This window comes from Flagellimonas sp. MMG031 (assembly GCF_040112705.1).
Lineage (GTDB): Bacteria > Bacteroidota > Bacteroidia > Flavobacteriales > Flavobacteriaceae > Flagellimonas.
Genome location: NZ_CP157804.1, coordinates 2,942,832 through 2,967,615, shown reverse-complemented (window position 1 = coordinate 2,967,615; position 24,784 = coordinate 2,942,832). Strand labels below are relative to the sequence as shown.

The 24,784-nt window shown below is 43.6% G+C and carries 24 protein-coding genes and 1 pseudogene; 13 read left to right on the top strand and 12 right to left on the bottom strand.

Features of this window, described 5'->3' with window-relative positions; all coding sequences use genetic code 11:
- Positions 1 to 4: 4 nt before the first annotated feature.
- Positions 5 to 616: an FMN-binding negative transcriptional regulator gene (locus tag ABNE31_RS13470; RefSeq protein ID WP_349351510.1), complete on the bottom strand. Its 612-nt coding sequence runs from the start codon at positions 614 to 616 to the stop codon at positions 5 to 7.
- Between the two features lie 181 nt (positions 617 to 797).
- Here ABNE31_RS13470 and ABNE31_RS13465 point away from each other — a divergent pair, with 181 nt between their 5' ends.
- From ABNE31_RS13465 to ABNE31_RS13435, 7 genes are all read left to right on the top strand, one after another.
- Entirely contained in the window at positions 798 to 1,421 is a 624-nt protein-coding gene (locus ABNE31_RS13465; RefSeq protein ID WP_349351509.1) for a hypothetical protein, read from the top strand.
- A 6-nt stretch (positions 1,422 to 1,427) separates the two neighbouring features.
- Positions 1,428 to 2,756, top strand: a complete 1,329-nt coding sequence (locus ABNE31_RS13460; protein WP_349351508.1) for a 2TM domain-containing protein — start codon at positions 1,428 to 1,430, stop codon at positions 2,754 to 2,756.
- A gap of 199 nt (positions 2,757 to 2,955) precedes the next feature.
- Complete coding sequence (locus ABNE31_RS13455) at positions 2,956 to 3,234, top strand: 2TM domain-containing protein (RefSeq protein ID WP_179384060.1); 279 nt, start codon at positions 2,956 to 2,958, stop codon at positions 3,232 to 3,234.
- A gap of 44 nt (positions 3,235 to 3,278) precedes the next feature.
- Positions 3,279 to 3,581 (top strand): 2TM domain-containing protein, encoded by a 303-nt coding sequence (locus ABNE31_RS13450; protein WP_257023967.1) that lies wholly within the window; start codon positions 3,279 to 3,281, stop codon positions 3,579 to 3,581.
- Between the two features lie 2 nt (positions 3,582 to 3,583).
- Complete coding sequence (locus ABNE31_RS13445; protein WP_349351507.1) at positions 3,584 to 3,904, top strand: 2TM domain-containing protein; 321 nt, start codon at positions 3,584 to 3,586, stop codon at positions 3,902 to 3,904.
- Positions 3,894 to 4,226, top strand: a complete 333-nt coding sequence (locus ABNE31_RS13440; protein WP_349351506.1) for a 2TM domain-containing protein — start codon at positions 3,894 to 3,896, stop codon at positions 4,224 to 4,226. Before ABNE31_RS13445 ends, ABNE31_RS13440 begins: the two co-directional genes overlap by 11 nt.
- Before the next feature lie 77 nt (positions 4,227 to 4,303).
- Positions 4,304 to 5,059 (top strand): LytTR family DNA-binding domain-containing protein, encoded by a 756-nt coding sequence (locus ABNE31_RS13435; RefSeq protein WP_349351505.1) that lies wholly within the window; start codon positions 4,304 to 4,306, stop codon positions 5,057 to 5,059.
- 91 nt (positions 5,060 to 5,150) lie between these two features.
- On the opposite strand, the gene ABNE31_RS13430 is transcribed toward ABNE31_RS13435, so the two are convergent.
- Positions 5,151 to 6,341 (bottom strand): LETM1-related biofilm-associated protein, encoded by a 1,191-nt coding sequence (locus tag ABNE31_RS13430; RefSeq protein ID WP_349351504.1) that lies wholly within the window; start codon positions 6,339 to 6,341, stop codon positions 5,151 to 5,153.
- A gap of 166 nt (positions 6,342 to 6,507) precedes the next feature.
- Between ABNE31_RS13430 and ABNE31_RS13425 the strand changes: the two genes are divergently transcribed.
- The 3 genes from ABNE31_RS13425 (at position 6,508) to ABNE31_RS13415 (ending at position 9,310) form a co-directional block, all read left to right on the top strand.
- On the top strand, positions 6,508 to 7,200 hold the full coding sequence (locus ABNE31_RS13425; RefSeq protein ID WP_349351503.1) for a DUF4331 family protein: 693 nt from the start codon (positions 6,508 to 6,510) through the stop codon (positions 7,198 to 7,200).
- A 19-nt stretch (positions 7,201 to 7,219) separates the two neighbouring features.
- Positions 7,220 to 7,954, top strand: a complete 735-nt coding sequence (locus ABNE31_RS13420) for a hypothetical protein (RefSeq protein WP_349351502.1) — start codon at positions 7,220 to 7,222, stop codon at positions 7,952 to 7,954.
- A 66-nt stretch (positions 7,955 to 8,020) separates the two neighbouring features.
- Positions 8,021 to 9,310: a hypothetical protein gene (locus ABNE31_RS13415; protein WP_349351501.1), complete on the top strand. Its 1,290-nt coding sequence runs from the start codon at positions 8,021 to 8,023 to the stop codon at positions 9,308 to 9,310.
- A gap of 92 nt (positions 9,311 to 9,402) precedes the next feature.
- Here the strand turns inward: ABNE31_RS13415 and ABNE31_RS13410 are convergent, their stop codons facing one another.
- Complete coding sequence (locus ABNE31_RS13410) at positions 9,403 to 9,942, bottom strand: mechanosensitive ion channel domain-containing protein (protein WP_349351500.1); 540 nt, start codon at positions 9,940 to 9,942, stop codon at positions 9,403 to 9,405.
- A gap of 71 nt (positions 9,943 to 10,013) precedes the next feature.
- Between ABNE31_RS13410 and ABNE31_RS13405 the strand changes: the two genes are divergently transcribed.
- A complete protein-coding gene (locus ABNE31_RS13405; protein ID WP_349351499.1) occupies positions 10,014 to 10,994 on the top strand; it encodes a CorA family divalent cation transporter in 981 nt (326 codons plus the stop codon).
- 134 nt (positions 10,995 to 11,128) lie between these two features.
- The gene (locus ABNE31_RS13400) at positions 11,129 to 11,776 is read left to right on the top strand and encodes an OmpW family outer membrane protein (RefSeq protein ID WP_179384049.1); all 648 of its coding nucleotides are present in this window, start codon (positions 11,129 to 11,131) and stop codon (positions 11,774 to 11,776) included.
- 75 nt (positions 11,777 to 11,851) lie between these two features.
- Here the strand turns inward: ABNE31_RS13400 and ABNE31_RS13395 are convergent, their stop codons facing one another.
- The 9 genes and pseudogenes from ABNE31_RS13395 to ABNE31_RS13355 form a co-directional block, all read right to left on the bottom strand.
- Positions 11,852 to 12,655 (bottom strand): anti-sigma factor, encoded by an 804-nt coding sequence (locus tag ABNE31_RS13395; protein ID WP_313781201.1) that lies wholly within the window; start codon positions 12,653 to 12,655, stop codon positions 11,852 to 11,854.
- A complete protein-coding gene (locus tag ABNE31_RS13390) occupies positions 12,652 to 13,179 on the bottom strand; it encodes a sigma-70 family RNA polymerase sigma factor (protein WP_179384048.1) in 528 nt (175 codons plus the stop codon). Before ABNE31_RS13390 ends, ABNE31_RS13395 begins: the two co-directional genes overlap by 4 nt.
- Before the next feature lie 75 nt (positions 13,180 to 13,254).
- Positions 13,255 to 13,884 (bottom strand): hypothetical protein, encoded by a 630-nt coding sequence (locus tag ABNE31_RS13385; protein ID WP_349351498.1) that lies wholly within the window; start codon positions 13,882 to 13,884, stop codon positions 13,255 to 13,257.
- A 105-nt stretch (positions 13,885 to 13,989) separates the two neighbouring features.
- Entirely contained in the window at positions 13,990 to 14,577 is a 588-nt protein-coding gene (locus tag ABNE31_RS13380; protein WP_179384046.1) for a superoxide dismutase family protein, read from the bottom strand.
- 77 nt (positions 14,578 to 14,654) lie between these two features.
- Entirely contained in the window at positions 14,655 to 15,353 is a 699-nt protein-coding gene (locus tag ABNE31_RS13375) for a DUF2490 domain-containing protein (RefSeq protein ID WP_306013215.1), read from the bottom strand.
- A complete protein-coding gene (locus ABNE31_RS13370; protein WP_349351497.1) occupies positions 15,350 to 17,269 on the bottom strand; it encodes an alpha/beta fold hydrolase in 1,920 nt (639 codons plus the stop codon). The genes ABNE31_RS13375 and ABNE31_RS13370 overlap by 4 nt, the downstream gene beginning before the upstream one ends.
- Positions 17,270 to 17,276: 7 nt before the next feature.
- A pseudogene (locus ABNE31_RS13365) lies at positions 17,277 to 20,486 on the bottom strand (hypothetical protein).
- 160 nt (positions 20,487 to 20,646) lie between these two features.
- Positions 20,647 to 21,903, bottom strand: coding sequence for an amidohydrolase family protein (locus tag ABNE31_RS13360; RefSeq protein WP_349351496.1), 1,257 nt, complete (start codon positions 21,901 to 21,903; stop codon positions 20,647 to 20,649).
- A gap of 14 nt (positions 21,904 to 21,917) precedes the next feature.
- Positions 21,918 to 23,327, bottom strand: coding sequence for an amidohydrolase family protein (locus ABNE31_RS13355; protein ID WP_349351495.1), 1,410 nt, complete (start codon positions 23,325 to 23,327; stop codon positions 21,918 to 21,920).
- A gap of 97 nt (positions 23,328 to 23,424) precedes the next feature.
- On the opposite strand from ABNE31_RS13355, the gene ABNE31_RS13350 reads away from it, so the two are divergent.
- Positions 23,425 to 24,684, top strand: a complete 1,260-nt coding sequence (locus tag ABNE31_RS13350) for an MFS transporter (protein ID WP_349351494.1) — start codon at positions 23,425 to 23,427, stop codon at positions 24,682 to 24,684.
- Positions 24,685 to 24,784 lie beyond the last annotated feature (100 nt).

Below are 24,784 nucleotides of genomic sequence, written 5' to 3'. Positions count from 1 at the left end.
ACCTTTACTCTTTGTTGTTTTGCATCAAAGACGCAACGCCCTGGCTCCCCGAGTCGGGGCGTTCCTTTAGCTCCGATATGATGGTTGCATGGTCCGCTGCGCGGGTCTGTGAAAGTTTATAAGTGGCCTGAATGTCGGATATGCGTATCTCAAAACCGACCACACCTTTTACTTGGCGAAGTGTTTGTGGAGACATATCATCCAAGGAGATGGGATTTTTGGAGTTTTTCTCGTATTTGTCCACCAATCGATACATTGAGGCCATGGTTTCTTCCTGGGTCAATACCCTTAGCGTGCCATACACATGTACGGCAACGTAGTTCCAGGTGGGCACCTCTTCTTCCTTGTACCACGAGGAGGACACAAAGGCATGTGGACCGTTGAAAATACAAAGGACTTCACTTTCGTCCTTAAAATACTTCCATTGCGGGTTGGCTTTGGCTATATGCCCGACCAAAACATCGTTTCCATGCTCATCCTGCTCCAGTTCCAAGGGAATATGGGTGCCCCAAGGTTTGTTTTCCATGACATTGATGAGAATGCCAAAACTATTTTGTTTGATAAATTCCTTGACTTCTTCGCTATTGTGATTTTGGTAATGTGGTGGAATGTACATAGGGATGGATTCAATAATTGATGATAAGGCTAAATTATACATTAAACATGGTATGGATTACGGTTCATCCTTGAATCTTTACAGTTCGGTAAAACTTCTTTTGGTGGGCACCTGGGTGAATTCATCTTTGTAGCATCAATAATCAATCCTGGAACTCCTCTAGCATCAAAAAAGAACAGTCATGAAAAAACTATTTTTGGCCGCAGTATTTTTGGCCGTATCCTTCGCAAATGCCCAAGACCGATATTCCAAAGGAATGGAAAAGGCCTTTGCCTTATGGGAAGACCAAAAAATGATGGAAGCCTCGCATCTTTTTGAGCGCATCGCAACCGCGGAGCCCGATAAATGGTTGCCCTATTATTATGTGTCGCAAATCAACACCTTGATTTCTTTTGGGGAAACGGACGAAGCCAAACTGAGCAACCAGTTGGAAAAGGCCAAGGAATTTTTGGATGTGGCCAAGGCCATATCGCCGAACAATCCGGAACTGTTGATTCAGGAAGCACTAATTAATACTGCTTGGATCTCTTTTGATGGTGCAACCTATGGGATGACCCTTTCCCCAAAAAATGCCCAGTTGTACCAAAAAGCCTTGGAGATCGCCCCAAAAAACCCAAGGGTCATTCTTTCAAAAGCGGAATGGGACATGGGTTCGGCCCTTTATTTTGGCAAGGATACCACTCCCTATTGCAAGGATGTGGAAAGGGCCTTGGAACTTTTTGCTACCTTTAATTCCGAAACACCGTTTTACCCTTCATGGGGAGAGGAAAGGGCCAAAGAAGTCCTAGCTAACTGTGGTAAATAGAAACGTATGAAACTCTTTGTCAGAGAACTTTTAAAAGCATTTTTAGTGGGGATCGCTATTTTTATAGTGTTCCTCATTATTTTCTTTATCAAGGGTTGGGAGCTCACCTACCAAGAGCTATGGGAAGAGTTTTGGGAAAGCATGATCTTTTCCACGATCATTTACATGCTGAATGCGGCTTCTTTTATTCTTTTGATGCGCAAGTACGATAAGGAGCTGTTTACCAAAAAGTATATCGCCTACGGTATTTTGGGTAACATAGTGGCCTCTATTGTGGGTATTGTGCTATCGAGGTTTGTGCTCATCGTACTGATCAATCAACGATCTTTTGCACAGTTCTTGGCAGAGGAACAATCTGAGTTCTATGTGAGTTCCTTTATTATTTCTATGGCCGTGGCACTTATGTTCTATGCAGCCTATTATTACAAATATTACAAGGAACGACAAGTCAAGGAGCAGAAAATTATTGCCGGTTCGGCATCGGCCCGATTTGATGCCCTTAAAAATCAATTAGATCCCCATTTTTTGTTCAACAGCCTGAACGTACTGACCAGTTTAATTGACGAAGACCCGCATCAGGCGCAGAATTTCACTACTTCACTCTCCAAGGTGTACCGTTATGTACTGGAGCAGAAGAACAAAGATTTGGTTACGGTGGATGAAGAGCTCAAGTTTGCCCGTACTTATGTGCGCCTGCTGAAAATGCGATTTGAGGACAGTATCATTTTTGACATTCCCGACCAATGCTCCGTACCCGAGGCCAAAATTGTGCCGCTCTCCTTGCAATTATTGTTGGAAAATGCGGTGAAGCACAATGTGGTGACCTCGTCCAGACCATTACATATCAAGGTGTATGAGGACAAGGGTATGTTGGTGGTCAGTAATAATCTTCAGGAAAAGCAGGTAGTCAAGAAAAGCAGTGGAGTGGGATTGCAGAACATCAAGCAGCGCTACCGTATTTTAACGGACCGTGAAATGGTCATCAACAAAACCACCAAGGATTTTAGCGTATCGCTGCCCATACTCACCCAAAAGTACACGGTGATGGAAACGCAGGAGAACTATATTGAGGAAAAACGGTACGCAAAGGCCAGGGAGCGCGTTCAGGCCATCAAAGACTTTTATGGGAACCTCATGGCCTATTGCATTGTGATTCCTTTTCTGTGGTGGCTCAATTTACGGACCACTGAGTTTCTTTGGGCCTTTTTTCCCACGATTGGATGGGGATTTGGGTTAACCGCCCATGGGATGGCCGCTTTTGGCTACAACCCCCTTTGGGGCAAGCGCTGGGAGGAGCGCAAGATCAAGGAATTAATGGATAAGGACGATTTTTAGAATTCCAAACTAGTCTGGAGGCCCCATGGTTTGAAACAAAATCTCCGGCCCTAACCTTTCACCCTTCACCCTTCACCCTTAACCCTTAACCTTCTTACCTACAACTCATCCCTATAAAATAACAGTTCAGAAACTCGTTTTTCTTTTTGCGCTTGGGTATGCCGAATTTTGGGATGTAATCAAATAAAAACGAACAGTCATGGAAAATTCAACAGAACTTAGATATGCCAAAGCCAAAGAAAGGGTGGAGTGTATCAAATCCTTTTATTACAATCTGACCGCTTACCTAATCGTGATCCCGTTGTTGGGATATCTCAATTACAGGACTACCACTTTCCCTTGGATCATTTTTCCTGCCGTAGGGTGGGGACTTGGACTGTTAGGTCACGGCATGTCCGCTTACGGATTCAATCCCCTTTTTGGCAAGGAATGGGAAGAGCGTAAGATTCAGGAGTTTATGAACGACAAAGAATTTTAAGAATGAGTACTTTTAACTATAACATCACCCCTAATAGCAACATCATGGATACAACGAATAAAGAGAACAAATATATAAGGGCTCGGGAGCGCGTGGACGAGCTTAAAAGTTTCTATGGGAACTTGACTTCCTATGTTCTGGTCATATCCGGTTTGGCACTTATCAATTATTTTACCAACGGATTTGGCTATATGTGGTTTTTATGGGCCGCTTTTGGCTGGGGGATAGGTGTTCTTTTTCACGCCATAAAAACATTCGACCTGAACCCATTTTTTGGAAAACAATGGGAGAAGCGCAAGATCGAGGAGATTATGCGCAATGAAGAACAGAACGATAAATGGAAATAATCATGGAAAACTTTAACACCGAAAAATACAATAGGGCCAAAAAAAGGGTCGACGAACTCAAGGGGTTTTATATCCACTTGGCCATTTATATCGTGATAAATACATTTATCTTGATCAACATCTTTCTTAGAACGGATGATTTTTGGAGATGGGAACATTTTATCACCTTGTTTGCGTGGGGCATTGGATTGTTCTTCCATGCTTCCAAAACCTTTGAATTCAATCCCCTTTTGGGAAAAAACTGGGAAGAACGACAGATCAAAAAGTATATGGAAGAGGACAAGGAAGAAATGAAGAAATTCAAGCAAGGCCATGACAGATAGAAATTTTGCTCGGGAAGCTGCGGAGAAACGTGTCAAGGAACTGAAGGGTTACTATCGCCATATCGCCATTTTTGTGGTCGTTAATGGTATATTGGTATTGCTTAAATGGGGAGTGCTCAACTCATTTTTACCGGAAGCCTTCCCAAAGGAAGCCTACTTTTATGATTGGATCAATGCAAATATTTTGATTTGGGGAGTGATCTTGCTTGTACACACCATTATTGTACTTCGTCACAAATTCTCATTTTTCAAAAAGTGGGAAGAGCGTCAGATACAAAAATATATCGATGAGGATAGGGACCATGTTGATAAGTACAAATAAGAATTTAACCATGGGAAGCTGACCTTTCCTATTTTAGATGAACCTGATTAGCCATAAAAACAAATACAATAACCACCATGAATGTCCTGATCATTGAAGACGAAAAACCAGCGGCACGACGATTGTCCAGATTGCTTTCGGAGCTCGAAATTGAGGTGTCCACCATGCTGCATTCGGTTGAAGATTCCATTGCTTGGTTCCAAGACAACCCACATCCTGATCTCATCTTTTTGGACATTCAATTATCGGATGGACTTTCCTTTGAAATTTTTGATGAAATAGAGGTGAAAAGTGCTATCATTTTTACCACGGCTTATGACGAATATGCACTGCAAGCATTCAAGCTGAACAGTATCGATTATTTGCTAAAACCGATTGATGAGGAAGAGCTGGAAAGTGCCGTAAAAAAGTATCGGAATTTTAAGCCCGAAAACCAAAAGATCCCCATCGATTTTAACGACATCAAAAACCTTTTGGTAAACCCCTTGGAACGGGAATACAAAAAACGATTTACAGCTCGGGTGGGACAGCATTTAAAAATTATAAATGCCGATGATGTGGAATGTTTTTATAGTGAAAACAAGGGTACCTACGCCGCCACTTCGGACGGAAGAAATTATTTGCTCGACACTACATTGGAACAGTTGGAGGAGGAGTTGGAGCCCCAAACATTTTTCAGGGTGAGCCGTAAGTTTTATGTGAACATCAATCACATAGGCGACATCATTTCATACACCAATTCAAGGCTTCAAATTAAGATGAAACGGTTTGATGAACACGAAATCATCGTTAGTAGGGAACGGGTAAAGGATTTTAAGTTATGGTTGGAATAATTTGCGTTAAGATTTTGGATTACAAATATTTAATGAAAATTAAAAAGTCACTATAAATTTTTCTTATAGTAGCTTTTTTGGTTAAAAAGGGCTAGTTGTCCTCCACTCGGTTGTCATCAAATGCGGAAGGGAGCAGTTTCGGAATCAATTTAATAAAAATGGGCAAAAGAATGGCTCCTCCGGGCAACATAAAAATGGCCAATGAGGGTATGCTCTTAAAAATATCCAACAACTGGTTCTGTACTTTTTTCTTTTCTTCGGCATTCAAATCCTTTACGGTGGATTTGGATAAAAGGGACACAAGTTCACGACTTTGGGCCAATTCTTTTTTGAGTCTTTTGCTGTTTCTCAAAATCAGTTTGCTCACATTTTTGGACATGCCATCATAGAATTGAACGGCCAAATTTTTGTTGCTCAAATAAGCAACTTTTTCCTTGTTCTGTTCAAAGAAATTTTCCACAAATCGAAGCTCGAAATCGACCTCTTTTTTCGATTTGCCAAGGTCCCTTCCCAAACCAAAAATGTAATCCGTTTCGGTGTAGTCCAAAGCCTTATCTTCCCATATGGTCAAACAGGCCATATCCAAAAAATAATCCTTCTCGTTTTTGCTGAAATTTTGGTTCAATAGATCAGCATATTCCCCCTCAAATTTTGCTTTGTCCAAGTCCACATAAGTTAATGACGAACCCAATACCTGGATCAATCGCGCATCCGATTCGTGGGTCTGTTTGGAATTGAGTGCGTGGTACACAATATTGATGGTGACGTACTCCAAAAGTTGGGCATGTTCCATCATATTCTTTTCGCCTTTTAAGTAGACAATAAAGATTAAGATATCGACATAGAGCAACGAATTGGTCAAACTATTTCCCAGGGCCCTGCTAAAAGTATTGTCGCTCAAATAGATCCGAGAGTCAATCAGTTTTTCCAATTGTGATTCGGTCTTGGAACCGGTCAAAATTTTGTTCAAAAAGGAAATCCGACTAACGTTCAGGGATTGGTAATATTCAAAAACCTTGTTTACAAAGGCTTCAAAATCCGTTTTTCCTACCTCGAAAGTGTAGGTGAAATACAAAGCGGTCAACAAGTTGATCTTGGCAATCTCATCCTCACTTAGGGTATGCTCCACGGGAATAAAGGACGGAATGCTTAAGTGTACACCATAGATAAAACCATTTGCCTTGAGTTCCCGATACAGGCTTTCAAAGTCGTCAAAGTAGGAAGACTCTTGATCTACGAGGTGACCAAACTTGTTGATCCATCCTGAGGCAGAAGGGTTCATGTAACTGAATTAAGAGGTCAAAGTAAAACAATTTCCACGACTTTGGTTTATGGTAAAGGAATGTCATTGCTAAAATTCAGTTAAGACAATTTTAACATTTCAAAACCAAACCACCCTTTACAAGGTTCCGTAGGTAGGGGTGAACGAAACTTAAAAAACAAGTAACATGAAAAAAACAACGAAATACCTATTAGGATTTGGTGTATTGGTCATCGCAGCAACCATTTTGGTGTCTGCAGACCATATTGACGCACCTTCATCGGCAGGAACCAGTGCGGATATTGCCGATTTTTATGCTTTTGAACCCAGCGAAGGTTCAGACAACACCGTGTTTGTGGTGGATTTGCAATCCAATGTATTGCCCGACTTGGCTTACGGCACATTCGATGAGGATGTACTGACTGAAATCAATATTGATTTGGATGGGGACCTTGTGGAAGATCAGGTCATTCAGGCCATTGCACGTGATGGCAGAATGTATTTTTTCGGTCCCACGCCACCCTCTCAAACCGGATTGAACAGTGAAGTGTACACCGATGCCGCATTGGGAGACGTTGAAATTTCTTCGAACACTGCAATTGTAGAGACTACCTCAGATGGGGTTTCCCTTTTTGCAGGACCGAGACAAGACCCTTTCTTTTTCGACTTTTTCCAATTCAACGCAGTTATTTCTCCAGAATTGGATTCGGCCCCGGGTGGATTTTTACCTCCAGAAGAAGCCGCCGACACCTTCGACGGTGCCAATACCATGTCCATTGTAGTGGAAATCCCCAATAGTATGCTAGGGACACCAACGGCAACCAATGCACTGGGACTTTCTGTGTACAAAACATGGGTGACCACAAATAGAAAACAATAAGAAACTTTAAAACTGTATTATGAAACTAAGACAATCTTTATATGTAACGGCACTTTTGCTGAGCTTTGGCCTAGTTATCAGCTGTAATAACGATGACAATGGAACCTACATGGACGACGACATGATGATGGATGATGATATGATGATGGACGATGATGATATGATGGGCGTTGATTTTACCGGAACATTTGCGCAGGTAGACCACATTGGCCGTCCAGGAATCAATACCACCTTAAGTTTTGATATGGAAGGCGAACCAAGCGTAAAGGATGCCCACAACACTACGGTCCCTTCTGAGATGACTGCAGCCTTCCAGGCTGGGTTTCAGGCGAGATTGGAGCAATACCACGATGTGTATGCCCTAAAATTAGGATTGGACCCCGCCGATGTGAACTACGAAAACAATATTTTGGGATTGGACGCGGCAACGTTGACCACCGTTTTATCGGCAGATGTTTTGGAGGTTGCTCCAGATTTGCCCACGACTTATTTTAATCCCGGAACAGACCTTGACAATGATGGCAACGTGTTGGTGCCGGATGGAGACGAGGTAGCCCTTACCGGTAGACACCCCAACGACGACATTATTGACGTTTCCTTGATCTTATTCTTTGGAGGAATGCAAGGCGACCGCTTTAGTGGACAGGATTTGGATGATGACGGTATGGCGGATTTGCCAAGACTGACATCGGACGGTGTTGGCTTAACAGCTAGTATATCGACTACATTTCCCTATTTGGGAGCACCTGAATAATTGCTATGAAAAGGAAGGGGAGGGGAAAGTTCTTTCTTCTCCCTTTTTTAATAAAACAACAACAAGATGAAAGCAACAAAATTTTATACCATTTTTATGCTGATGCTACTGTTCTTGGTATCGTGTCAGCAAAAGGAAACTGAATTCAGAACCAACAGTCAGGATTATGATCAATTTTTGGCCGCCCAACCGGTTAAACCCACTTCAAAGTATTTTCAGCTTTGGGACAACAAAATCAAATCGGATAGCTTGCAATTGCTCAGTTTGGGGAATGTGGCAGGTGAATACAACCGATTTTTTAGTGGAACCGGTAATATTCAATATTTAAAGGATGCTGAAAAATCCTTAAAAAAGGCAGTGGAAATTGCCGCCATTGGCAAAGCTGGATACCAAAGGGCCTTGGCCAGAAACTATATCTCACAGCACCGGTTTAGGGAAGCTTTGGATTTAGCCGAGAAGGCCCGGAAGTTTGGCAGTGGGGTAAAGGAGACCCAGAGCTTGCTATTTGATCTTCATATGGAATTGGGAAATTATGGCCTTGCCAACCAATATTTGGATAGCATCCAGAACATGTCCGATTTTGGTTACCTGATCAGAGTGGCCAAATGGAACGATCACAAAGGAGATCTGGATACCGCTATCAACTTTATGGAAAAGGCCATGGCTAAAGCAGAGTCTTCTAAAAACAAAGGATTACAGTTGTGGTCTTATACCAACTTGGCCGACTTCTACGGTCACGCGGGCAGAATTCAGGAGTCCTACAACCTTTATCTTCGCGCGTTGAATATCGATCCCCAAAATGCGTACGCAAAAAAGGGTATAGCGTGGATTGTTTACTCACATGAAAGAAATGGTAAAGAAGCCCTTCGGATTTTAGATTCCATCATGCAAAAGAACCAATCCCCTGAATACTATTTACTGAAAGCTGAGATTGCCGATTTTATGGGGAACGACATGCTGCGGGTACAAGCGTTGGACGATTATTACAAGATAGTGGGAAACAACCCTCAATATGGCGATATGTACAATGCCTACAATGTAGATTTTTTGTTGGAGATGGATGTGGAGCAAAAAGCCTGTAAACTTGCTCAGGAAGAGGTGAACAACAGGCCTACGCCAGAATCGTACGGATGGTTGGCCTACAGTTTGTTGCATCTTGGAGAAAACAAAAAAGCTCTGGAACTTATAGAAAAGCATGTAATGGGTGCCACTTTTGAGCCTGCTATCCTTCATCAAGCTGCTGAAATCTACAAAGCAAATGGTAAGATGGAAAAAGTAAGAGAACTAAAACAGGAATTGATGGAAGCGGCATACGAGCTCGGTCCCATAAAAGAAGCCCAGATAGCCAGTCTTTAGTTTTCCCCTGTTAAGAGCAAGGTTGGAGATCGTTACGATCTCGGCTTGGTTGTTGTTTTTAGGTGCGCCACGGCATTTTGCCGTGGCGTTTTTTATTCTTCAGGAACTGGTTGCTTGGGTTCAGCCACATCTTCATTCAGGATTTCTATGCCTTTTTGAATGACCAAGTTGGTTGGAATAGTGATTTGTTTTCCATCATCCGTCCGCATAAAAAGGTAAAACCCGCTAATATCCTCCACCTTTCCAGTCCAATCAAAATCCTTGTCCATAACGCGGATTCGGTCCCCTAACCGAAGTGGATGGTTAAAGAAAAGGATCACACTTGCCGTTAAATTGGATAGGATGGACCACTGGGCCACAAAACCAACGCCCAAAATGGCCAATACAGAAGAGATAAACACCGAAAAATCTTTCATGTTGACACCCCAAATCAACGAAATACCGATGAAGGCAAGCAGGTAGAAAAGCAAATTGCTCAGGTAAAATATGATTTTCCTGCTGTTCATATCAATAGAACTAGATCTGCCAAACCTTCTAATGGCTCTTTTGCTCAAGGAATTGAGCAAAATCAGTATACTCAAAAGAATAATGGTGAACAAAATCTCCGTTTTGTAGGGCATCGCTTCAATCATGATGGTTCTTAGTAAATTTGGTTTAACTTATAGAGCTAAACTACAAATAAACCCATCATATCATAACTACCATGAACACAGATTTTGAAGAAAATTCATGGGTGATCAATTACTCACCAGACAATTACTATAACCGAAAGTTCTCCCTACAAGAGGATATGCAGCTTTCCAAGGGAGATAAATCCATTACTTGGGTGAACACCTATGGTTTGGAGTATATGGATGAATTTAGGCAGATGGTCAACGAAAATGGGCTGGATGATTTCCTGTTGCGCCTATTGCTGAACCAAAAGATGGGAAACAAGGTCATCGTTCTCGAAGACCAGTTGTTTATTGCTGCCCGAATCCTGAAAACGGAACACGATAGCATGGAGTCCGAACAGATGTATTTTGTGGTTTCCAAAGACTTTATTTGGTGCATCCAAGAAATGTGGGGCGACCATTTTGATTGGATACGTCAGCGGATCTTTGAGAACAAGGGCATCATTCGAAAAAAGAAGGCCGATTACCTTTTGTTCTTTATTTTGGAAACCCTGATTACCAATTACAAGGAAAAATACGAAGATATCGTGGTCATGGAAAATGCCTTGGAAGCCCTTGTAAAGCGGGAGCCCACTCCGGAGTTTATGTTCGAAGTGGAACAGAAAAAAGCATTGATCCAAGAGTTTAAAAAAGCTTCCCATGGTCTGCGGGACATCATCATCCGATTGGAAAGAGTGGAAATTAAAGGATTCCAAACCAAATACTTTAGTGAATTGCGGGAGCAAATCAATGGGTTGATCACCGATATTGATTCCGACATTATGGAACTGGAAAGCCAGATCAACCTATTTTTTAGCGTTCAGGGCCATCGACTGAACGAGGTGATGAAAACCCTGACCATATTTTCCGTGGTGTTTATTCCCTTAACTTTTTTGGCGGGCATTTATGGGATGAACTTTGAGTATATGCCCGAACTGCAATGGAAAAATGGTTATTTTATTCTTTTGGGCCTCATGTTTGTGGTCACCATCATTTCCATCATCATTTTCAAAAGAAAAAAATGGTTTTAATGTATTGATTTCCAATATACTTATCGCATGTTTCCATTAGGTTGTATATTTTCGGATGTTTTCCAATGATAAACATCATATTCTCCGAAAAGTCCGCACGGTAGTTTTGTTCCATCAATATAAAATAACACACGATGAGAAAAAAATTACTTGTAGCGGTAGTAGCCCTCTTGGGACTCTCCAATTTCGCAATGGCTCAGGATGCTCCAGCAGATAATGGTGGCACATGGCAGTTCAGGTTGAGGGGAATTGTAATTTCTCCAGATGAGAGTGCCGATATTGAAGCCATTGGTGGCGATGTTGATATTTCCACTGCCGTGGTTCCCGAGTTGGACATCACTTACTTTTTTAATGAAAACTGGTCCATGGAATTGATTTTGGGTACGGCCAAACACGATGTTAAAGCCGTGGAAACCGCTGCCGGGGAAATTGATTTGGGAAGTGTATGGTTATTGCCACCAACGCTAACGGGTCAATACCACTTTACCGGAGGCAATTTTGTCCCTTACGTTGGAGCAGGGGTCAACCTCACCCTTTTTTATGGAGTTGATGAAGGACCTGTTGTGGACGACATTGAATACGATACGGCTGTTGGCTTTGCATTACAAAGCGGGTTTGATTATATGCTCAACGATAAATGGTTTTTGAATTTTGATGTTAAAAAGCTGTTCTTGAATACCACAGCAACCGTAAACGCAACCACCGCTTTGGGTGCCACCGTAGACGCAGATGTGGACATCAACCCATGGATCTTCGGATTTGGCGTGGGTATTAAACTTTAATATTCGATTGTTTTTTTTAGGTAATCTAAGTTTTGAAGGTGGTTCAGGTGAAACTGGGCTGCCTTCTTTTTTTGTTTACGCACCAACCGCACCTAGGGTGTACAATTGTTCCAGGGTTGGTGTTTCGCTTCCTCCCTCTGGTTCCAAGGTGATACCAAAGGCTTCGGATTCGTTGGCATTTTCCAAGGTGAAGAGCTTATTGTCCTGTGATGCAAAATCATCCAACAACCCTAGACTGGTGGGGGTAAGTGGGTCCAATTTTAAGGACCAAACTTGGTAGGTGAATCCCTCAGGAGGTTCGGGAAGCCCTTGGGCATCGATAATAACTTTCTGTTCTTCCTTGTTCCAATAGGCTTTTGCATAGGAGGAAGGAGAAACGGTTTGCCCGCCAAGGGCGATTACGGAAACGTCTTTATCCCTGATTTCCTGCAGCAGCATTTCCTTTGAAGTGATTTCCGCTTGGGTATCGGATAAGATATCTTCCAAGCTTTGCTTTTCTTGGTTGGTAAGCTCTATTTGGTTCTTCAGCTTGTTGTTTTCCGTGTATAACCAGAACAGACCTATGGCCAATAATACCGATGCTGCCCAGCCCAAATAGCTGCCCCAAGGAGTTCCGCTACTTTTGGAAGCTTCTGGTGTAAACGGAATAACATCGTTTATTTCTGCTTTTATCTTGGCAAAACCGTTCTCGGGCATTTTGGGCGAAGCAGCTTCCGTTAGCTCTAGAACAGCATTTTCGATTGCCTCGATTTCTTTTTGTATTTCAGGATACTGAAGGGCATAGTGCTGCACCTCAAGATTCTCTTCAGGTGACAGGGCTCCAGCTACGTAGAGTTCCAAAATTCCAGATGCTATGTATTCTTTCACATCCATGCTCATGCCATATTTTTTCTAATGCTCGAAATACAGCTTCTTATTCTTGTTTTTATCGTGCCAATTGGCGTATTCAGCTCTTTGGCGGCTTCTTTTTGGGTGTAGCCCTTAAAATAAAGCATATCGATCAGCAAAATACACTTTTCCTTCAATCCTTTTAGGAGAGACTGAAGTCCGATAGTGTCCATTTTACTGTTCAGATCTTCGCTGTTTTCAAAAATACCTACGAGAGAATCAACAGGAAGGTTCTTTTTTTGGTTTTTATGGCTTTTTGAACGCACTTCGTCGATGGCGGCATTCCTTGCGATGTTCAATATCCAGGTAAAAAACCGTCCCTTGGAAGCATCGTACTGGTCCGATTTTTCCCAGACCTTTACAAAAACATCCTGACAGAGCTCTTGGGAGCGCTCCGCATCCTTCACGATCACATTAATTACACCACATATGTTTTCCGCATACATATGGTACAAGGTTTCAAAGGCAGCACTATCCTTTTTTTGAAATTGTTGTATGAGGTTGTCCAAGTTCATTGAAGTGGCTAAATATATAAAAAAAGAGCTGCGATTGGCAGCTCTTTCCATAAATCTTTGTCTTATTGGAAATACTTATTGTTGGGTCAGCCATACCGAAGCATTAATGGCAACTTCGTCCCAGGTTTTGCTTACACCATCGGCACCGGTATGCAATATTTTACAAGCTTCATTGAGTGAGGCCAATGCATTGAGTGCATCCCATTGTTTTAAGTCCATAACCCCAGTAAAATTGACATGGTTGTCTTGCGTGATTTCATATTCCATGGGTAGTTCGGCTGATACCCCGTTCATGCTCAGTGTAACCGAACAGTTGTTGGCATCCTTTAGCGAGAATTTACCCGTTATGTTTTGGGTCTCCACCATTTTGTTGAAAAAGAACTCGATGATTTTGGGATCCCTTATGTTGGTAGGATCATTGGTGAAAAGGCTGCTCACCGGAATGGTGAATTCAAGTCCATCGATGGTTTCCTTTGGGGTTTCTCCTGCGGTATAGTTGACCTCCACTTGTTGGAAGGTACCGCCAACGGGAACCTTGTCGGTTGTCTTGTAGGCCGTAAAACGTACGTCGGTGGAATCTTGCACGAGGCTATAGGTTGCTGTAGACGCCTTGACTTCTGTTTTTTCCTCCTCTTTTTGGGCTTTTTTGCAGCTAAAGGCTGTTATGAGCAGTAGGGCCAAGGCTGCAAGTTGTAGTTTTTTCATTTTGAGTACATTTTTAATAAGCACTAAGTTAGCTCATAATTGAATTTGGGTCAATAAAAAAAGCCATCCAACGGACGGCTTTTTTCTTGTTTATGTATGCTCAGCTTACTGGATAATTCCTGTGCAAGCAATTCTTGCTCCAGCGGCACCAGAGGGCTGTGAAGTGTAGTCGTCCACGCCTTGGTGAACAATTACCGCTTTGCCTAAAATATCCTTGGTATCATCACCGCAACCGATGCACCATTCGTCGGTCATGAATTCAACGGTGCCATTACCATCGGCGTCGGCGGTAAAGTTGCCAATATCGCCTTTGTGATATCCATCTTCCGAGCCCCACTTGCCATGTTGCTCGTAGGTTGGGTTCCAATGTCCTCCAGTTGATGTTCCATCTGCGGATGAACAGTCTGCCTTTTCGTGCAAGTGGATGGCGTGCTCGCCTTCGTCCAACCCAAGAAAGGTGGCCCGCATAATCACTTGTCCTTCATCTTGCGTAAAAACCACTTCACCACTTACGTTGCTGTCACTTTTAGGCTCCATGGAGAAGGTGATGACCTCAGGATCCATTTTCTCCGCTACTTGTTCTACAGTTTCTTCTACTTCTTCGGTAGTCTCCTCCGCTTCTTTTTTTGCTTGTTTACAGCCAAATGCTGTTATTAATAGCAGCGCTAAGGCTGTTGTTTGTAATTTTTTCATTTAAAAATGATGTTTTTAAGATTAGCTAATAAGGTAGGCATTATTTACGCCTGTGTCAAGGATTACCCTCGGTATTTCTAAGGTTGCTTCTTTTTAAAAAGTCCTCTGAGGTCGGGATTGTAGAACACGGCAAACTGTAATCTGTCGAACACCGCATTGGCAAACTGATTTCTCAGGTATCCCAACTGTATGTTGCTATTTTCTGTGATATTCACTCCAAAAGCTGCGTATAGCCTGTTTTGGTCAAATAGATTATCCTGTAGGTTAATAAACAGTTCATCGTAAAAGTTGAGGAAAAACGTATCCGTTAGCGGAAGGGCAACCTGTATCCGATATCGTGCCCTATGCTGGGTATCCGTAACATCCCCAAAGTCAAAAAAGCGCTGTTCCAAACGGTAACGATGTTCAAAGAGGAACTCCCACACTTTGTCCCTTAATATAAATTGCTGAAAAATCCGGTTTTCCCTGCTGTCCACTTCACCCATGATGTCCTCAAAAGAGGTGTCCGTTTGAATAAAGGCATAGCCGATGGTGGCCATGGCATCTGGGTTGATGTGATAATTGAGACCAGTTCGTAACAGCATTTGATTAAAATTATCCGTGGTTTCATAGTACCGAAATTGTGCTTCGGAATGTATACTGAAACGTTCTGCAATTTGATTGGTCCCAAAATACATGAACCAAGCTCCCAGTTCTTCTTCACCGGGAGTTTGGGCATGTAGGTTTGCACTCAATGCTCCGGTCAGGAACACCAAGGTCAAAAGTCTTTTGATCATAAATTCTCTTCTTTAATAGGAGTACTCTTTTCTTCTTTCAGGTACTCATCCAAAAATTCCAAAATTTTGCTGTACGCTTTGATTTGGTTTTCTTTTTTCACAAATCCGTGTCCTTCGTCCTCAAAGAGCACGTATTCCACAGGTACGCCGTTTTGGCGGACGCCAGCTACAATTTCATCCGATTCCGCCTGAAGCACCCTGGGATCCTGTGAACCTTGGAGTACGATTAGCGGTTTGGTGACCTTGCTGGTGTGGAATAGGGGAGAAATCTGCTTTAATCGCACGGAATCTGCACTGTAAGGGTCTCCCAATTCCTTGTAAAGGGCATCCTTGAAAGATTCCCACCATGGTGGAATGCTTTTGAGGGTACGAATCCAGTTGGTAACACCGAATAAGTTTACTCCCACATCAAATTCTTCGGGAGTATAGGTAAGGGCCGCCATCGTCATGTAACCTCCGTAGGAACCTCCAATAATTCCAATTTTCTCACCGTCTATTTCTGGTTGTTGTGCCAACCAGTTCTTGCCTTCCACGCAATCTTTCAAATCCTTGTCACCGTGATTCAGGTCATCCATTTGATAGAACGTTTTACCGTATCCCGAACTACCACGGTTGTTTACCGCCAAAATGGCGTATCCATGGTTGACCAAATATTGGATGAAGGCACTGAAGTTTTGACGGGATTGTCCGCCTGGACCCCCATGCACCCAAACCAAAGCGGGCACAGGCGTTTCAGCGCTGGCTTGGTGCGGTTTGTAGTAGATGGCTGGAATTTCCAGTCCGTCAAAGGATTTATAGCGAACCACCTCGGCTTTGACCAAATCCTGTGCTTGAACCTCGGGATTCAAAACATCGGTCAATCGTTTTTGCTCCTTGGTCTCCAAATTGTACACATACAGATTGGAGGGAGTGTGCGAACCCCCGGCGTAGAATCGCATCATGCTTTCGTCATCCGAAAAACTTACGCTGGTAATCTCCATGTTTTCCACCGCAGGTAAATCAATATTCTTCCCTGTGGCCACTTCCATCACTTCAATGGTATTTTTGGCATCTTCATTAATGTAGGTGACTTGATAGGTTCCCTGATCGGTAAAATAACTTCCGGAAATATCCCAATCCCGTTCCATGGCCTTCTCGTAGGAGGCATCGGCCAAGTTGTACTTCATCAAATAGGAAAACTCGCTTCCATCATCGGTGGTGTAATAAAATGCCATTCCATCAGGTGAAAAATCCTGTGGCGCATTTCCACTTTGGTTTTCATTGATTTGGGTCATCTCCTTGGACTCTAGATTGTACAGGAACAAATCACTATCATTGGTATTGATGGATTTGCTCAAGGCGACATACTTTTCGTCCGGGGAGACTACGCCAACATCATAGCCATCGTTGTTTTCGTACACCAATTCGGAAGTCATACTTTCCAAATCCATTTTGTAGAGGTCCACAAAACGGTTGTCGCGTTTGTTGGAACCGTAGAAAAATGCCGACTTGTCCTCGGACCACTGATAAAATAGGGAACGCGCTCCTTCTTCCGGGGTTAGGTCTTTAAAGCTTCCATCCGTATCGCGAACGAAAATATGGTAGATTTCATCCCCATTGTTATCCATTCGGAACAACATCCGTTCATCTTTTGGAAAGTAGGAGATAGCAAATACCGATGAACTGTCCGATTGGGTAACGGGCATCATTTCGCCACCCGAAGTTGGGATGGTGTACATGTTGTAAATACCTGAACGGTTACTGGAGACCAGTAATTTGGACTTGTCCGGTGAAAAGCTTCCACCAGCGATGGACTCGTTGTCCATCATCTGTGAAATGGTGTAGGTCTTCATCGTCTCGGCGATGGAAGGTTCCTTTTTCTCTTCTTTACATGCCCAAACACCAACAATAAGGGCAAAGGCCAATAATTTTTTCATGAATTCTTTAATTTAGGTTAAAGCGTTCTGTCTCCTTGAAGGGAGAAAGGTCCAATGATTCAATGGAAGTCCGGTACGATTTCCATTCGTCATTAAAGAAGGCATTGGTCTTGTCCAATGCAGCCTTTAGTTCTTCTTCGGCAAACCGAATCATTCTACGTTCGGTGGCCGTTATTCCAGATTTTCGGGTGCCCACATAATAGGAAGCATCGCCCAATCTGGTCATCACATTGGGTTCTGGGTCGTCAGTGATGCCTTGACGCTTGTCTTCTTTGCCCAAGTACAGCGCAACCACGGAGTCAATCTGTTTTACAATGGCCTCAGAGGCCTTGATTTGCTCTTCAAATTTATCTTCATCCAATTCCTTGAGCTCTTTTTTGAACTTGTTCGCCAAATCCTTGCTTTCCACCAATTGTTTTACAGCATCCGCAGCGGTTTGGGTATAACCTTCCAGTTTTTTGCTGGTTTCGTATACTTCATTGATGGCAGCAAGGCTTACGTCCAACCTCGGGTCGGTCCTCACCGTTACAGATGTGGAGTCGGTCGATTCGCCATATACCACTTTAACTTTGTAGGTGCCGGGCTTTACTTCTACGCCTCCACGTTCTCTATCTCGCTTTCTGATGGTTCTGGATGGGCGGTCCGGGCCTTTTTCGTCCAAGTTCCAGTAGATCCTATGGAAACCGGCTTTCTCCGGAGTCTTGTATTTCAGGGTTCTGATGAGCCTATCGCCATCATAAAATTTAAAAAAGATGGAATCCTTGGTTTTTTCTTTTGACTTTTCGTCATCAGCGTTCTCCTCGTCTTTTTCCTTATCCTCTTTCCCTTCTTCTTTATCCTTTTTGCTTCCTTCTTTTAGATAATAGGTAATCATCGCCCCGGATTCACGGTTTTCGCCGTTAAAAATAGCATCCCCACCAAATCTTGAACCAGTAGGCTGTTGATAAGCAGCAAGGTAGGCATCTGGACTATCGAACAAACTGATGTCTTTTTGCAAGACTGAAGTATTGCCTGCCAACTTTCGCAATGGACGGATATCGTCCAACACCCAAGCAGCCCTACCGAAGGTTCCAATCACCAAATCCTGCTCCCTTGGATGAATCGCCAAATCCTTGGTGGATACCGTTGGGAAACCTTTGTTCCACTTTTTCCAGTTGCTCCCGGCATCCAAGGAAATATATAGCCCATCATCGGTTCCCAAGAACATCAAATTTGGGTTTTCAGGGTCTTCGATAATGGAAAGGGTATAGCCTTTTACATCATTTTCATCAACGATACGGGTCCAGGTTTTTCCGTAATCTTTTGTTCTGTAGGCATAAGGCGTGTAGTTGAACCTTCTGTAATCGTTGGCTACCAAAAGTGCTTCTCCTTTGTTGTTTTGGGAAGCTTTTATCTGTGGAACCCAACTTCCAGCAGGTAATCCTTTGATGTTTTTGGTGACCTCGGTCCATGTTTCACCGCCATTGAGGGTGTAATGCACACGACCGTCATCGGTTCCTACCCAAAGCATATTTTGCTCTACAGGTGATGGTTCTATTACGATGATGGTACAATGGTTCTCCGCGCCTGTGGCATCCATGGTAAGACCGCCACTTTCGCTCTGCTTCTGTTTTTCCTTGTCATTGGTTGTCAAATCGGGGGAAATTACTTCCCAGGTCAAACCTTTGTCCGTGGATTTGTGCACAAATTGACTTCCAAAGTAGACCGTGCTATTGTTAAATGGATCTTGACCAATGGCCGCATTCCAATTGAAGCGAAGTTTTGTGTCCGCATCCGGTGGGGTAGGGCGTACAATATAGCCATCACCGGTTTGCCAATCGTAACGGCTCACATACCCTTGTTGGCTCATCGCATAACCATATCGGCTATCATCTGGGTCGGGAACTACATCAAATCCATCACCAAAAGCGATTTCCTGCCAGTAGCTGTTACGAATGCCCTGCTGTCTCCATACATAAGCGGGCCCTCTCCAAGAACCGTTGTCCTGCATACCGCCATACACATTATAAGGGTACTCGTTATCGGTACTGATATGATAGAACTGGGCGACGGGTAAATTGCCGATAAATCGCCAAGTTTTACCGCCATTTTTGGTGATATTGAGTCCTCCATCGTTACCGTCCAACATAAATTGTCCGTTTTCTGGGTGAATCCACCACGCATGATGGTCGGGGTGAACGCCATTATCAACGCCATAGGCGGGCATTAATTGGCTGAAGTTTTTACCACCATCCTCTGAAACATTGATGTAGGTGAACACCGAATAGACCCTGTTTTCGTTTTGAGGGTCTACATAGATTTCGGAGTAATAAAACGGACGGTTTCCGATATCTTCCTTATCGTTGATTTTTTCCCATTTAAAGCCTCCATCGGTAGATTTGTACAGGGCATTCTTCTTGGCTTCTACCAAGGCGTAAACAATATTGGGTTTGTTGCGGGCAATGGCCACACCGATTCTTCCCAAATCGCCTTTGGGAAGCCCGTCTTCGGCAGTAATTTTTTTCCAAGTTTTTCCGCCATCATGAGTCATGTGCAATCCACTTCCCGCTCCTCCGGAGTTAAAGAACCATGGCTCTCGTTTGTGCTCCCACATGGCAGCGATGAGTTTATTGGGATTGGTAGGGTCCATGACCAGGTCGGCTACTCCGGTTTTATTGTTCACAAAAAGTACTTTCTCCCAGGTTTCACCACCATCGGTAGTTTTGAAAACACCGCGTTCCGGATGTTCTCCCCATGGCGACCCAATGGCTCCCACATAAACGGTGTTGGGGTCGGTGGGGTCGATAATGACCCGATGGATATGCCTGGTTTTTTCCAAGCCCATGGATTTCCAACTTTTTCCGCCATCCAAGGATTTGTAGATGCCATAACCTCCGTTCTAACTGTTTCTAGGGTTACCTTCGCCTGTCCCCACCCAAATGACGGATGGATTAGATTGTTGGATGGCCACAGCACCGATGGAAGCAGTCACTTCATTATCAAAAACGGGCTCCCATTTGATACCACCAGAGGTAGATTTCCACAAACCGCCCGAAGCGGTTCCGACAAACATGACATCTGGATTGGAATGGACCACATCGATTGCAGTTACACGTCCGCTCATTCCGGCCGGACCTATGTTTCTTGGTTTCATGTCCTGAACCAAATCCATGCTGAATTCCTGTGCTGAAATACTGGTAGCAATCAGCAGCAATACAAAGAAGATTGATTTTTTCATTAGTTGGGTTTGTAGTTTTTCTGAGTTAATATGACAGTATATGGGATTAAAATAGCTTTTGAACACGTCCCACAAAATTCTGCCGCCTAAAGATACCAAAAACACTTCCCTCATTTCTTAAAGGGATGTTAATGGAACTTGTATTTTGATGTTTGGAGTATTACTCGTTTTTATAAATTGTACCGTCTTTCATCACAAATTTTACCCGTCGCATTCTGGAAATATCCTGAACAGGGTTGCCTTCTAAAGCAATGATGTCCGCCAGATATCCCTCCTGAATCATTCCCAATTCCTGAAAATGAAGAATCCGTGCGTTTACAGAGGTAGCTGATTGCAATGCCTGTAAAGGCTTCATGCCATAATCTACCATGAGTTCCAGTTCCCGGTAATTTTCGCCATGGGTAAAAACACCCACATCTCCGCCAAATACAATTTCTACTCCAGACTCGAGGGCCAAAGCAAAGGATTTTTTCTTTTTGGCAATGCGTTCTGGGTCGGGCTCTTTGCCCTTCTGCCAACCTTTGTATTGTTCTATGGCATCACCGGCGGCCAAGGTTGGGCAAAGGGCTATTCCTTTTGTTTTCATCAGTTCAAAAATTTCTGCGGTGCCCCCATCTCCATGTTCTATGGTTTCCACGCCACCCATGATTGCCCTTCGCATCCCTTCGGGAGTGCTTGCGTGGGCGACCACATACCTACCTGCGGTAGTGGCTGTTGCTACCATGGCGTCGATTTCTTCTTGTAAAAAGGTAGGTTGTGAGGGCTCATCCTTTCCCCAGCGGTAATCGGCATATATTTTGATCAGATTGGCACCGTTGCCCAGTTGGGTTCGGACTTCTTCCATTGCTCTATCCTTCCCGGTCACGGGAACAGCACCCAACGGCACTTGTACACCATCATGGAAGCCTTTTGGGCCGTAGGCTCCGGTTGCTACTATGGCAGCCCCGGCCATTAAAGTGCGTGGTCCTGGAACTAATCCTTCATCAATGCTTTTTTTGAGATAGATATCCGTATAGCCAGCACCTTCAGAGCCTAAGTCACGCATGGCTGTCACTCCTGCCAGCAACGTTTTCTTGGCATGAACTACCCCGCGAATCGCTCTTTCTACAGGTGATTCCTTTAGTACTTGGTCATTCCATTCCGTTTCGTTATAAGGATGCAAGAGCAGGTGTGAATGACCTTCTATGAGGCCCGGCATCACCGTCTTTCCTTCAAGTTTGATAGTAATGTAGGGCTCTCCCTTTTTCAATCTCTCCAAAGGCCCTGCGTAGGTAATTTTGTTCGAATCAACAGCGACCACCCAATCGTCATGCATTTCCTTTCCATCAAATACCCTATCGGGAATCAATAAGGTTTGGGAGTGGAGTTGACTCAAACAAAAGACTAGGAAGGTAAGGATAAAATATTTTTGACGCATATTGATATTGGTTGTTAGTCTATTTTAGATGTGTTCAGTAATTCTTGAAGCTCGCTTTTTGAAAATATTTCGGAACCTTTGATTACGGTATGTATGTTTTGGGTATGCTCGATATTTTCCAAGGGATTGGCCTCCAAAATGACCAAATCCGAAACTTTTCCTTCGGAAATACTGCCATAATCTGTGGTCTGATTCAGGAACTTGGCTCCATTAACTGCTGAGGTACGAAGGGCATTCAAGGGAGAGATTCCATTGGCTACCATGGTTTGCAGCTCTTGGTGAAGGGATATGCCCGGGTAGGTATAGGAATTGTAGGCACCACTATCCGATCCAGCCAATAGCTGAACCCCGGCCGAGTCTAGAGATTTGACCAGTTTCCCGAAAAAGCGGTCCAATTCCTTTCGGTTTTCTCTTGCTTCCTCGGATGCACTAAGAGCTGATTGAATACGGCCTTCGTAGGTTTTGATGATACCCTGGCCCATGTAACTGAGGTATTCATCATTGCTGTGGTCCACTTCATCCAAATAACTCAAAGTTTTGCCAATGTGGAGTGTGGGAACAACAAAAACATCATTTTTCTTTAACCTATTGAAGGTAGCTTGAGCTGTGCTGTCGGTGTAGGCGTTCATAAGTGCTGGCATGGCATCCCAAAAGCCCATGTCACCGTTTTTTAGCTTTTCCGTGACCTCCGATTCATTGGCGGCACAGCCCTTCATTATGTAATATAGATGCTCAATACCGTCCATTCCTGCTGTTACAGTTTCTTCCAAGGTGACGGTGAACGGCATGTGTCCCGATACGGTAAACCCTCTATTTTTGGCTTCTTTTATGGCATTGAGATAATTCTCTGGAGAAATCCTGCTGTCGTAGATTTTAACGAAATTAACGCCCAATGCCTCTAGAGAATCCAAAGCGCGAACCACATCATCCACGTTTTCCACCTCCAGCGAGCCCGCCCAACTGGCATTGGGTCCATCAATTTTGGGGCCGGCGGTAAAAATGGTAGGTCCGTTCAGCTCTCCAGTAGCTATTTGCGCCTTCCAATTCATTACGGCATGCGTCAAATCCCCACCAGCATCACGTACCGTGGTGATTCCGTTGGCAATAAAAAGCTTTAAAAAGTTCTCGTTGTTTCCAATCAAGCTATCGCCCCCGCGCAAGTGGATGTGATTGTCCCAAAATCCCGGCAATACGTATTTTCCAGAGGCATCTATGGTAGTCCCGGCCTTGAATTCTTGAGTGGAATCCACCGCTTGTACGGCAGCTATTTTTCCGTCCACCAAGAAAATGTTTTGATTTTTGACCGTACCGGACTCCAAATGAATCACTTGGGCATTGGTTACGGCTACATCATAGGTTTGGACACTTTTTTCCTTACAGCTGGCGAGGATCAATACTAGGGAGAAAACGAGCAGTCGGGTCATATAGGGTTGATTTATGAATCCTTAAAGATACCTGATTTTATTTCGTCGCTTTTTGTGTTTCTCGGCTTTTTTGGTGATTTTTAGCAAAAACCAAAGTTTGAAGGCGACAAAACCGAGTTGGTTCTATTTGATTTTATTGATTCTCTCGGGTGAGGCCATTTTTATCCTTCCCTTTGTGTTGCCCCGTGTGTTTAGGCCCACTGTGCTGGATGTGTTGGAGCTGGACAACGTTGAATTGGGCCTCTGTTTTTCGGTGTATGGGCTGGTAGCCATGGTTTCCTATGTTTTTGGAGGTCCGTTGGCCGACAAGTACCAACCCAGAAAGTTAATAGCAGTCGCCTTATGGATGACAGCATTGGGCGGATTTTTATTTGCCCAATATCCTGCACTATGGGTGCTTCAGGTGTTGTACGGTTGGTGGGGATTTACCACGATATTTTTGTTTTGGGCACCCATGATCAAGGCGACCCGTATTTGGGGTGGAGCCAATTCCCAAGGTAGGGCCTTTGGTTTTTTGGATGGAGGACGTGGTCTAACCGGCGCTTTGTTCAGTTTGTTGGGAGTTCTGGTCTTTTCATTTTTTTTGACGAAACCACCTGATTTGGCCGATTTGCCCGACCGCAAAGCGGCTTTCACCTATGTCCTGTACACAGTCTCCATCATCATTATTTTAGTGGGTCTTTTGGTATGGTTTTTCATGAAGGCAGGAGATGAAGAAAAGGAAATGATTCTTGAGCGGATTTCATGGAAAGATATCAAACAAGTCCTAAAACTGCCCTCGGTATGGCTGTTGATGGTCATCATCCTTTGCGGTTATGTGGGCTACAAGATTACAGATATCATATCACAGTATGCAGAAGAGGTGATGCTGTACAATCAAGTGGAAGCGGCCAAAGTGGGAACGTTATTGCAATTTTTAAGACCAGCTACGGGCATTCTATTTGGGCTGATAGCAGATAGATTAAAGATCACATGGTTGTTGGTCGTTGGATTTTTCTTTGCGCTGATTGGTGGATTGCTATTTGCCAGCGGAATCATAGCCCCATCTACCACTACCTTATTTTTTATCTCCGTGTTGGTGATTGCCGTTGGCGTGTATGCGATACGGGCCTTATATTTTGGGGTCATGCAAGTGGGGAAAATCCCATTGACCCTTACTGGTACTGCTGTTGGATTGATTTCTTTGATAGGGTACACCCCAGATGTTTTTGCCGGACCAGCTTATGGGATGTTGTTGGATGCCCACCCTGGTGAAGAATTGGGACATCAACATGTGTTTTGGATGTTGAGTGCGTTCGCCTTTGTTGGCGGAGTGGCTGCCTTCATCTACCACCAAAAATACGGGAAGTCAAGCTAAACGGATGGTAACGAAAGTGCTCTTCAAATTCGTTACAGAATCGCACAGTATCGAGTAAATCGTTTATTTTTACAATTTGAGACAATAGAAGGTAGTTTTC

Excerpts from the sequence above, each read along its gene's own strand:
- ABNE31_RS13440 (WP_349351506.1), top strand. The coding sequence starts at position 3,894 with ATGACAGATAGAAATTTTGCTCGGGAAGCTGCGGAGAAACGTGTCAAG.
- ABNE31_RS13460 (WP_349351508.1), top strand. The coding sequence starts at position 1,428 with ATGAAACTCTTTGTCAGAGAACTTTTAAAAGCATTTTTAGTGGGGATC.
- ABNE31_RS13420 (WP_349351502.1), top strand. The coding sequence starts at position 7,220 with ATGAAACTAAGACAATCTTTATATGTAACGGCACTTTTGCTGAGCTTT.
- ABNE31_RS13445 (WP_349351507.1), top strand. The coding sequence starts at position 3,584 with ATGGAAAACTTTAACACCGAAAAATACAATAGGGCCAAAAAAAGGGTC.
- ABNE31_RS13450 (WP_257023967.1), top strand. The coding sequence starts at position 3,279 with ATGGATACAACGAATAAAGAGAACAAATATATAAGGGCTCGGGAGCGC.
- ABNE31_RS13455 (WP_179384060.1), top strand. The coding sequence starts at position 2,956 with ATGGAAAATTCAACAGAACTTAGATATGCCAAAGCCAAAGAAAGGGTG.
- ABNE31_RS13370 (WP_349351497.1), bottom strand. The coding sequence starts at position 17,269 with ATGAAAAAATTATTGGCCTTTGCCCTTATTGTTGGTGTTTGGGCATGT.
- ABNE31_RS13400 (WP_179384049.1), top strand. The coding sequence starts at position 11,129 with ATGAGAAAAAAATTACTTGTAGCGGTAGTAGCCCTCTTGGGACTCTCC.
- ABNE31_RS13410 (WP_349351500.1), bottom strand. The coding sequence starts at position 9,942 with ATGATTGAAGCGATGCCCTACAAAACGGAGATTTTGTTCACCATTATT.
- ABNE31_RS13360 (WP_349351496.1), bottom strand. The coding sequence starts at position 21,903 with ATGCGTCAAAAATATTTTATCCTTACCTTCCTAGTCTTTTGTTTGAGT.
- ABNE31_RS13375 (WP_306013215.1), bottom strand. The coding sequence starts at position 15,353 with ATGATCAAAAGACTTTTGACCTTGGTGTTCCTGACCGGAGCATTGAGT.
- ABNE31_RS13425 (WP_349351503.1), top strand. The coding sequence starts at position 6,508 with ATGAAAAAAACAACGAAATACCTATTAGGATTTGGTGTATTGGTCATC.
- ABNE31_RS13435 (WP_349351505.1), top strand. The coding sequence starts at position 4,304 with ATGAATGTCCTGATCATTGAAGACGAAAAACCAGCGGCACGACGATTG.
- ABNE31_RS13395 (WP_313781201.1), bottom strand. The coding sequence starts at position 12,655 with ATGAGCATGGATGTGAAAGAATACATAGCATCTGGAATTTTGGAACTC.
- ABNE31_RS13385 (WP_349351498.1), bottom strand. The coding sequence starts at position 13,884 with ATGAAAAAACTACAACTTGCAGCCTTGGCCCTACTGCTCATAACAGCC.
- ABNE31_RS13415 (WP_349351501.1), top strand. The coding sequence starts at position 8,021 with ATGAAAGCAACAAAATTTTATACCATTTTTATGCTGATGCTACTGTTC.
- ABNE31_RS13390 (WP_179384048.1), bottom strand. The coding sequence starts at position 13,179 with ATGAACTTGGACAACCTCATACAACAATTTCAAAAAAAGGATAGTGCT.
- ABNE31_RS13355 (WP_349351495.1), bottom strand. The coding sequence starts at position 23,327 with ATGACCCGACTGCTCGTTTTCTCCCTAGTATTGATCCTCGCCAGCTGT.
- ABNE31_RS13430 (WP_349351504.1), bottom strand. The coding sequence starts at position 6,341 with ATGAACCCTTCTGCCTCAGGATGGATCAACAAGTTTGGTCACCTCGTA.
- ABNE31_RS13470 (WP_349351510.1), bottom strand. The coding sequence starts at position 616 with ATGTACATTCCACCACATTACCAAAATCACAATAGCGAAGAAGTCAAG.
- ABNE31_RS13465 (WP_349351509.1), top strand. The coding sequence starts at position 798 with ATGAAAAAACTATTTTTGGCCGCAGTATTTTTGGCCGTATCCTTCGCA.
- ABNE31_RS13405 (WP_349351499.1), top strand. The coding sequence starts at position 10,014 with ATGAACACAGATTTTGAAGAAAATTCATGGGTGATCAATTACTCACCA.
- ABNE31_RS13380 (WP_179384046.1), bottom strand. The coding sequence starts at position 14,577 with ATGAAAAAATTACAAACAACAGCCTTAGCGCTGCTATTAATAACAGCA.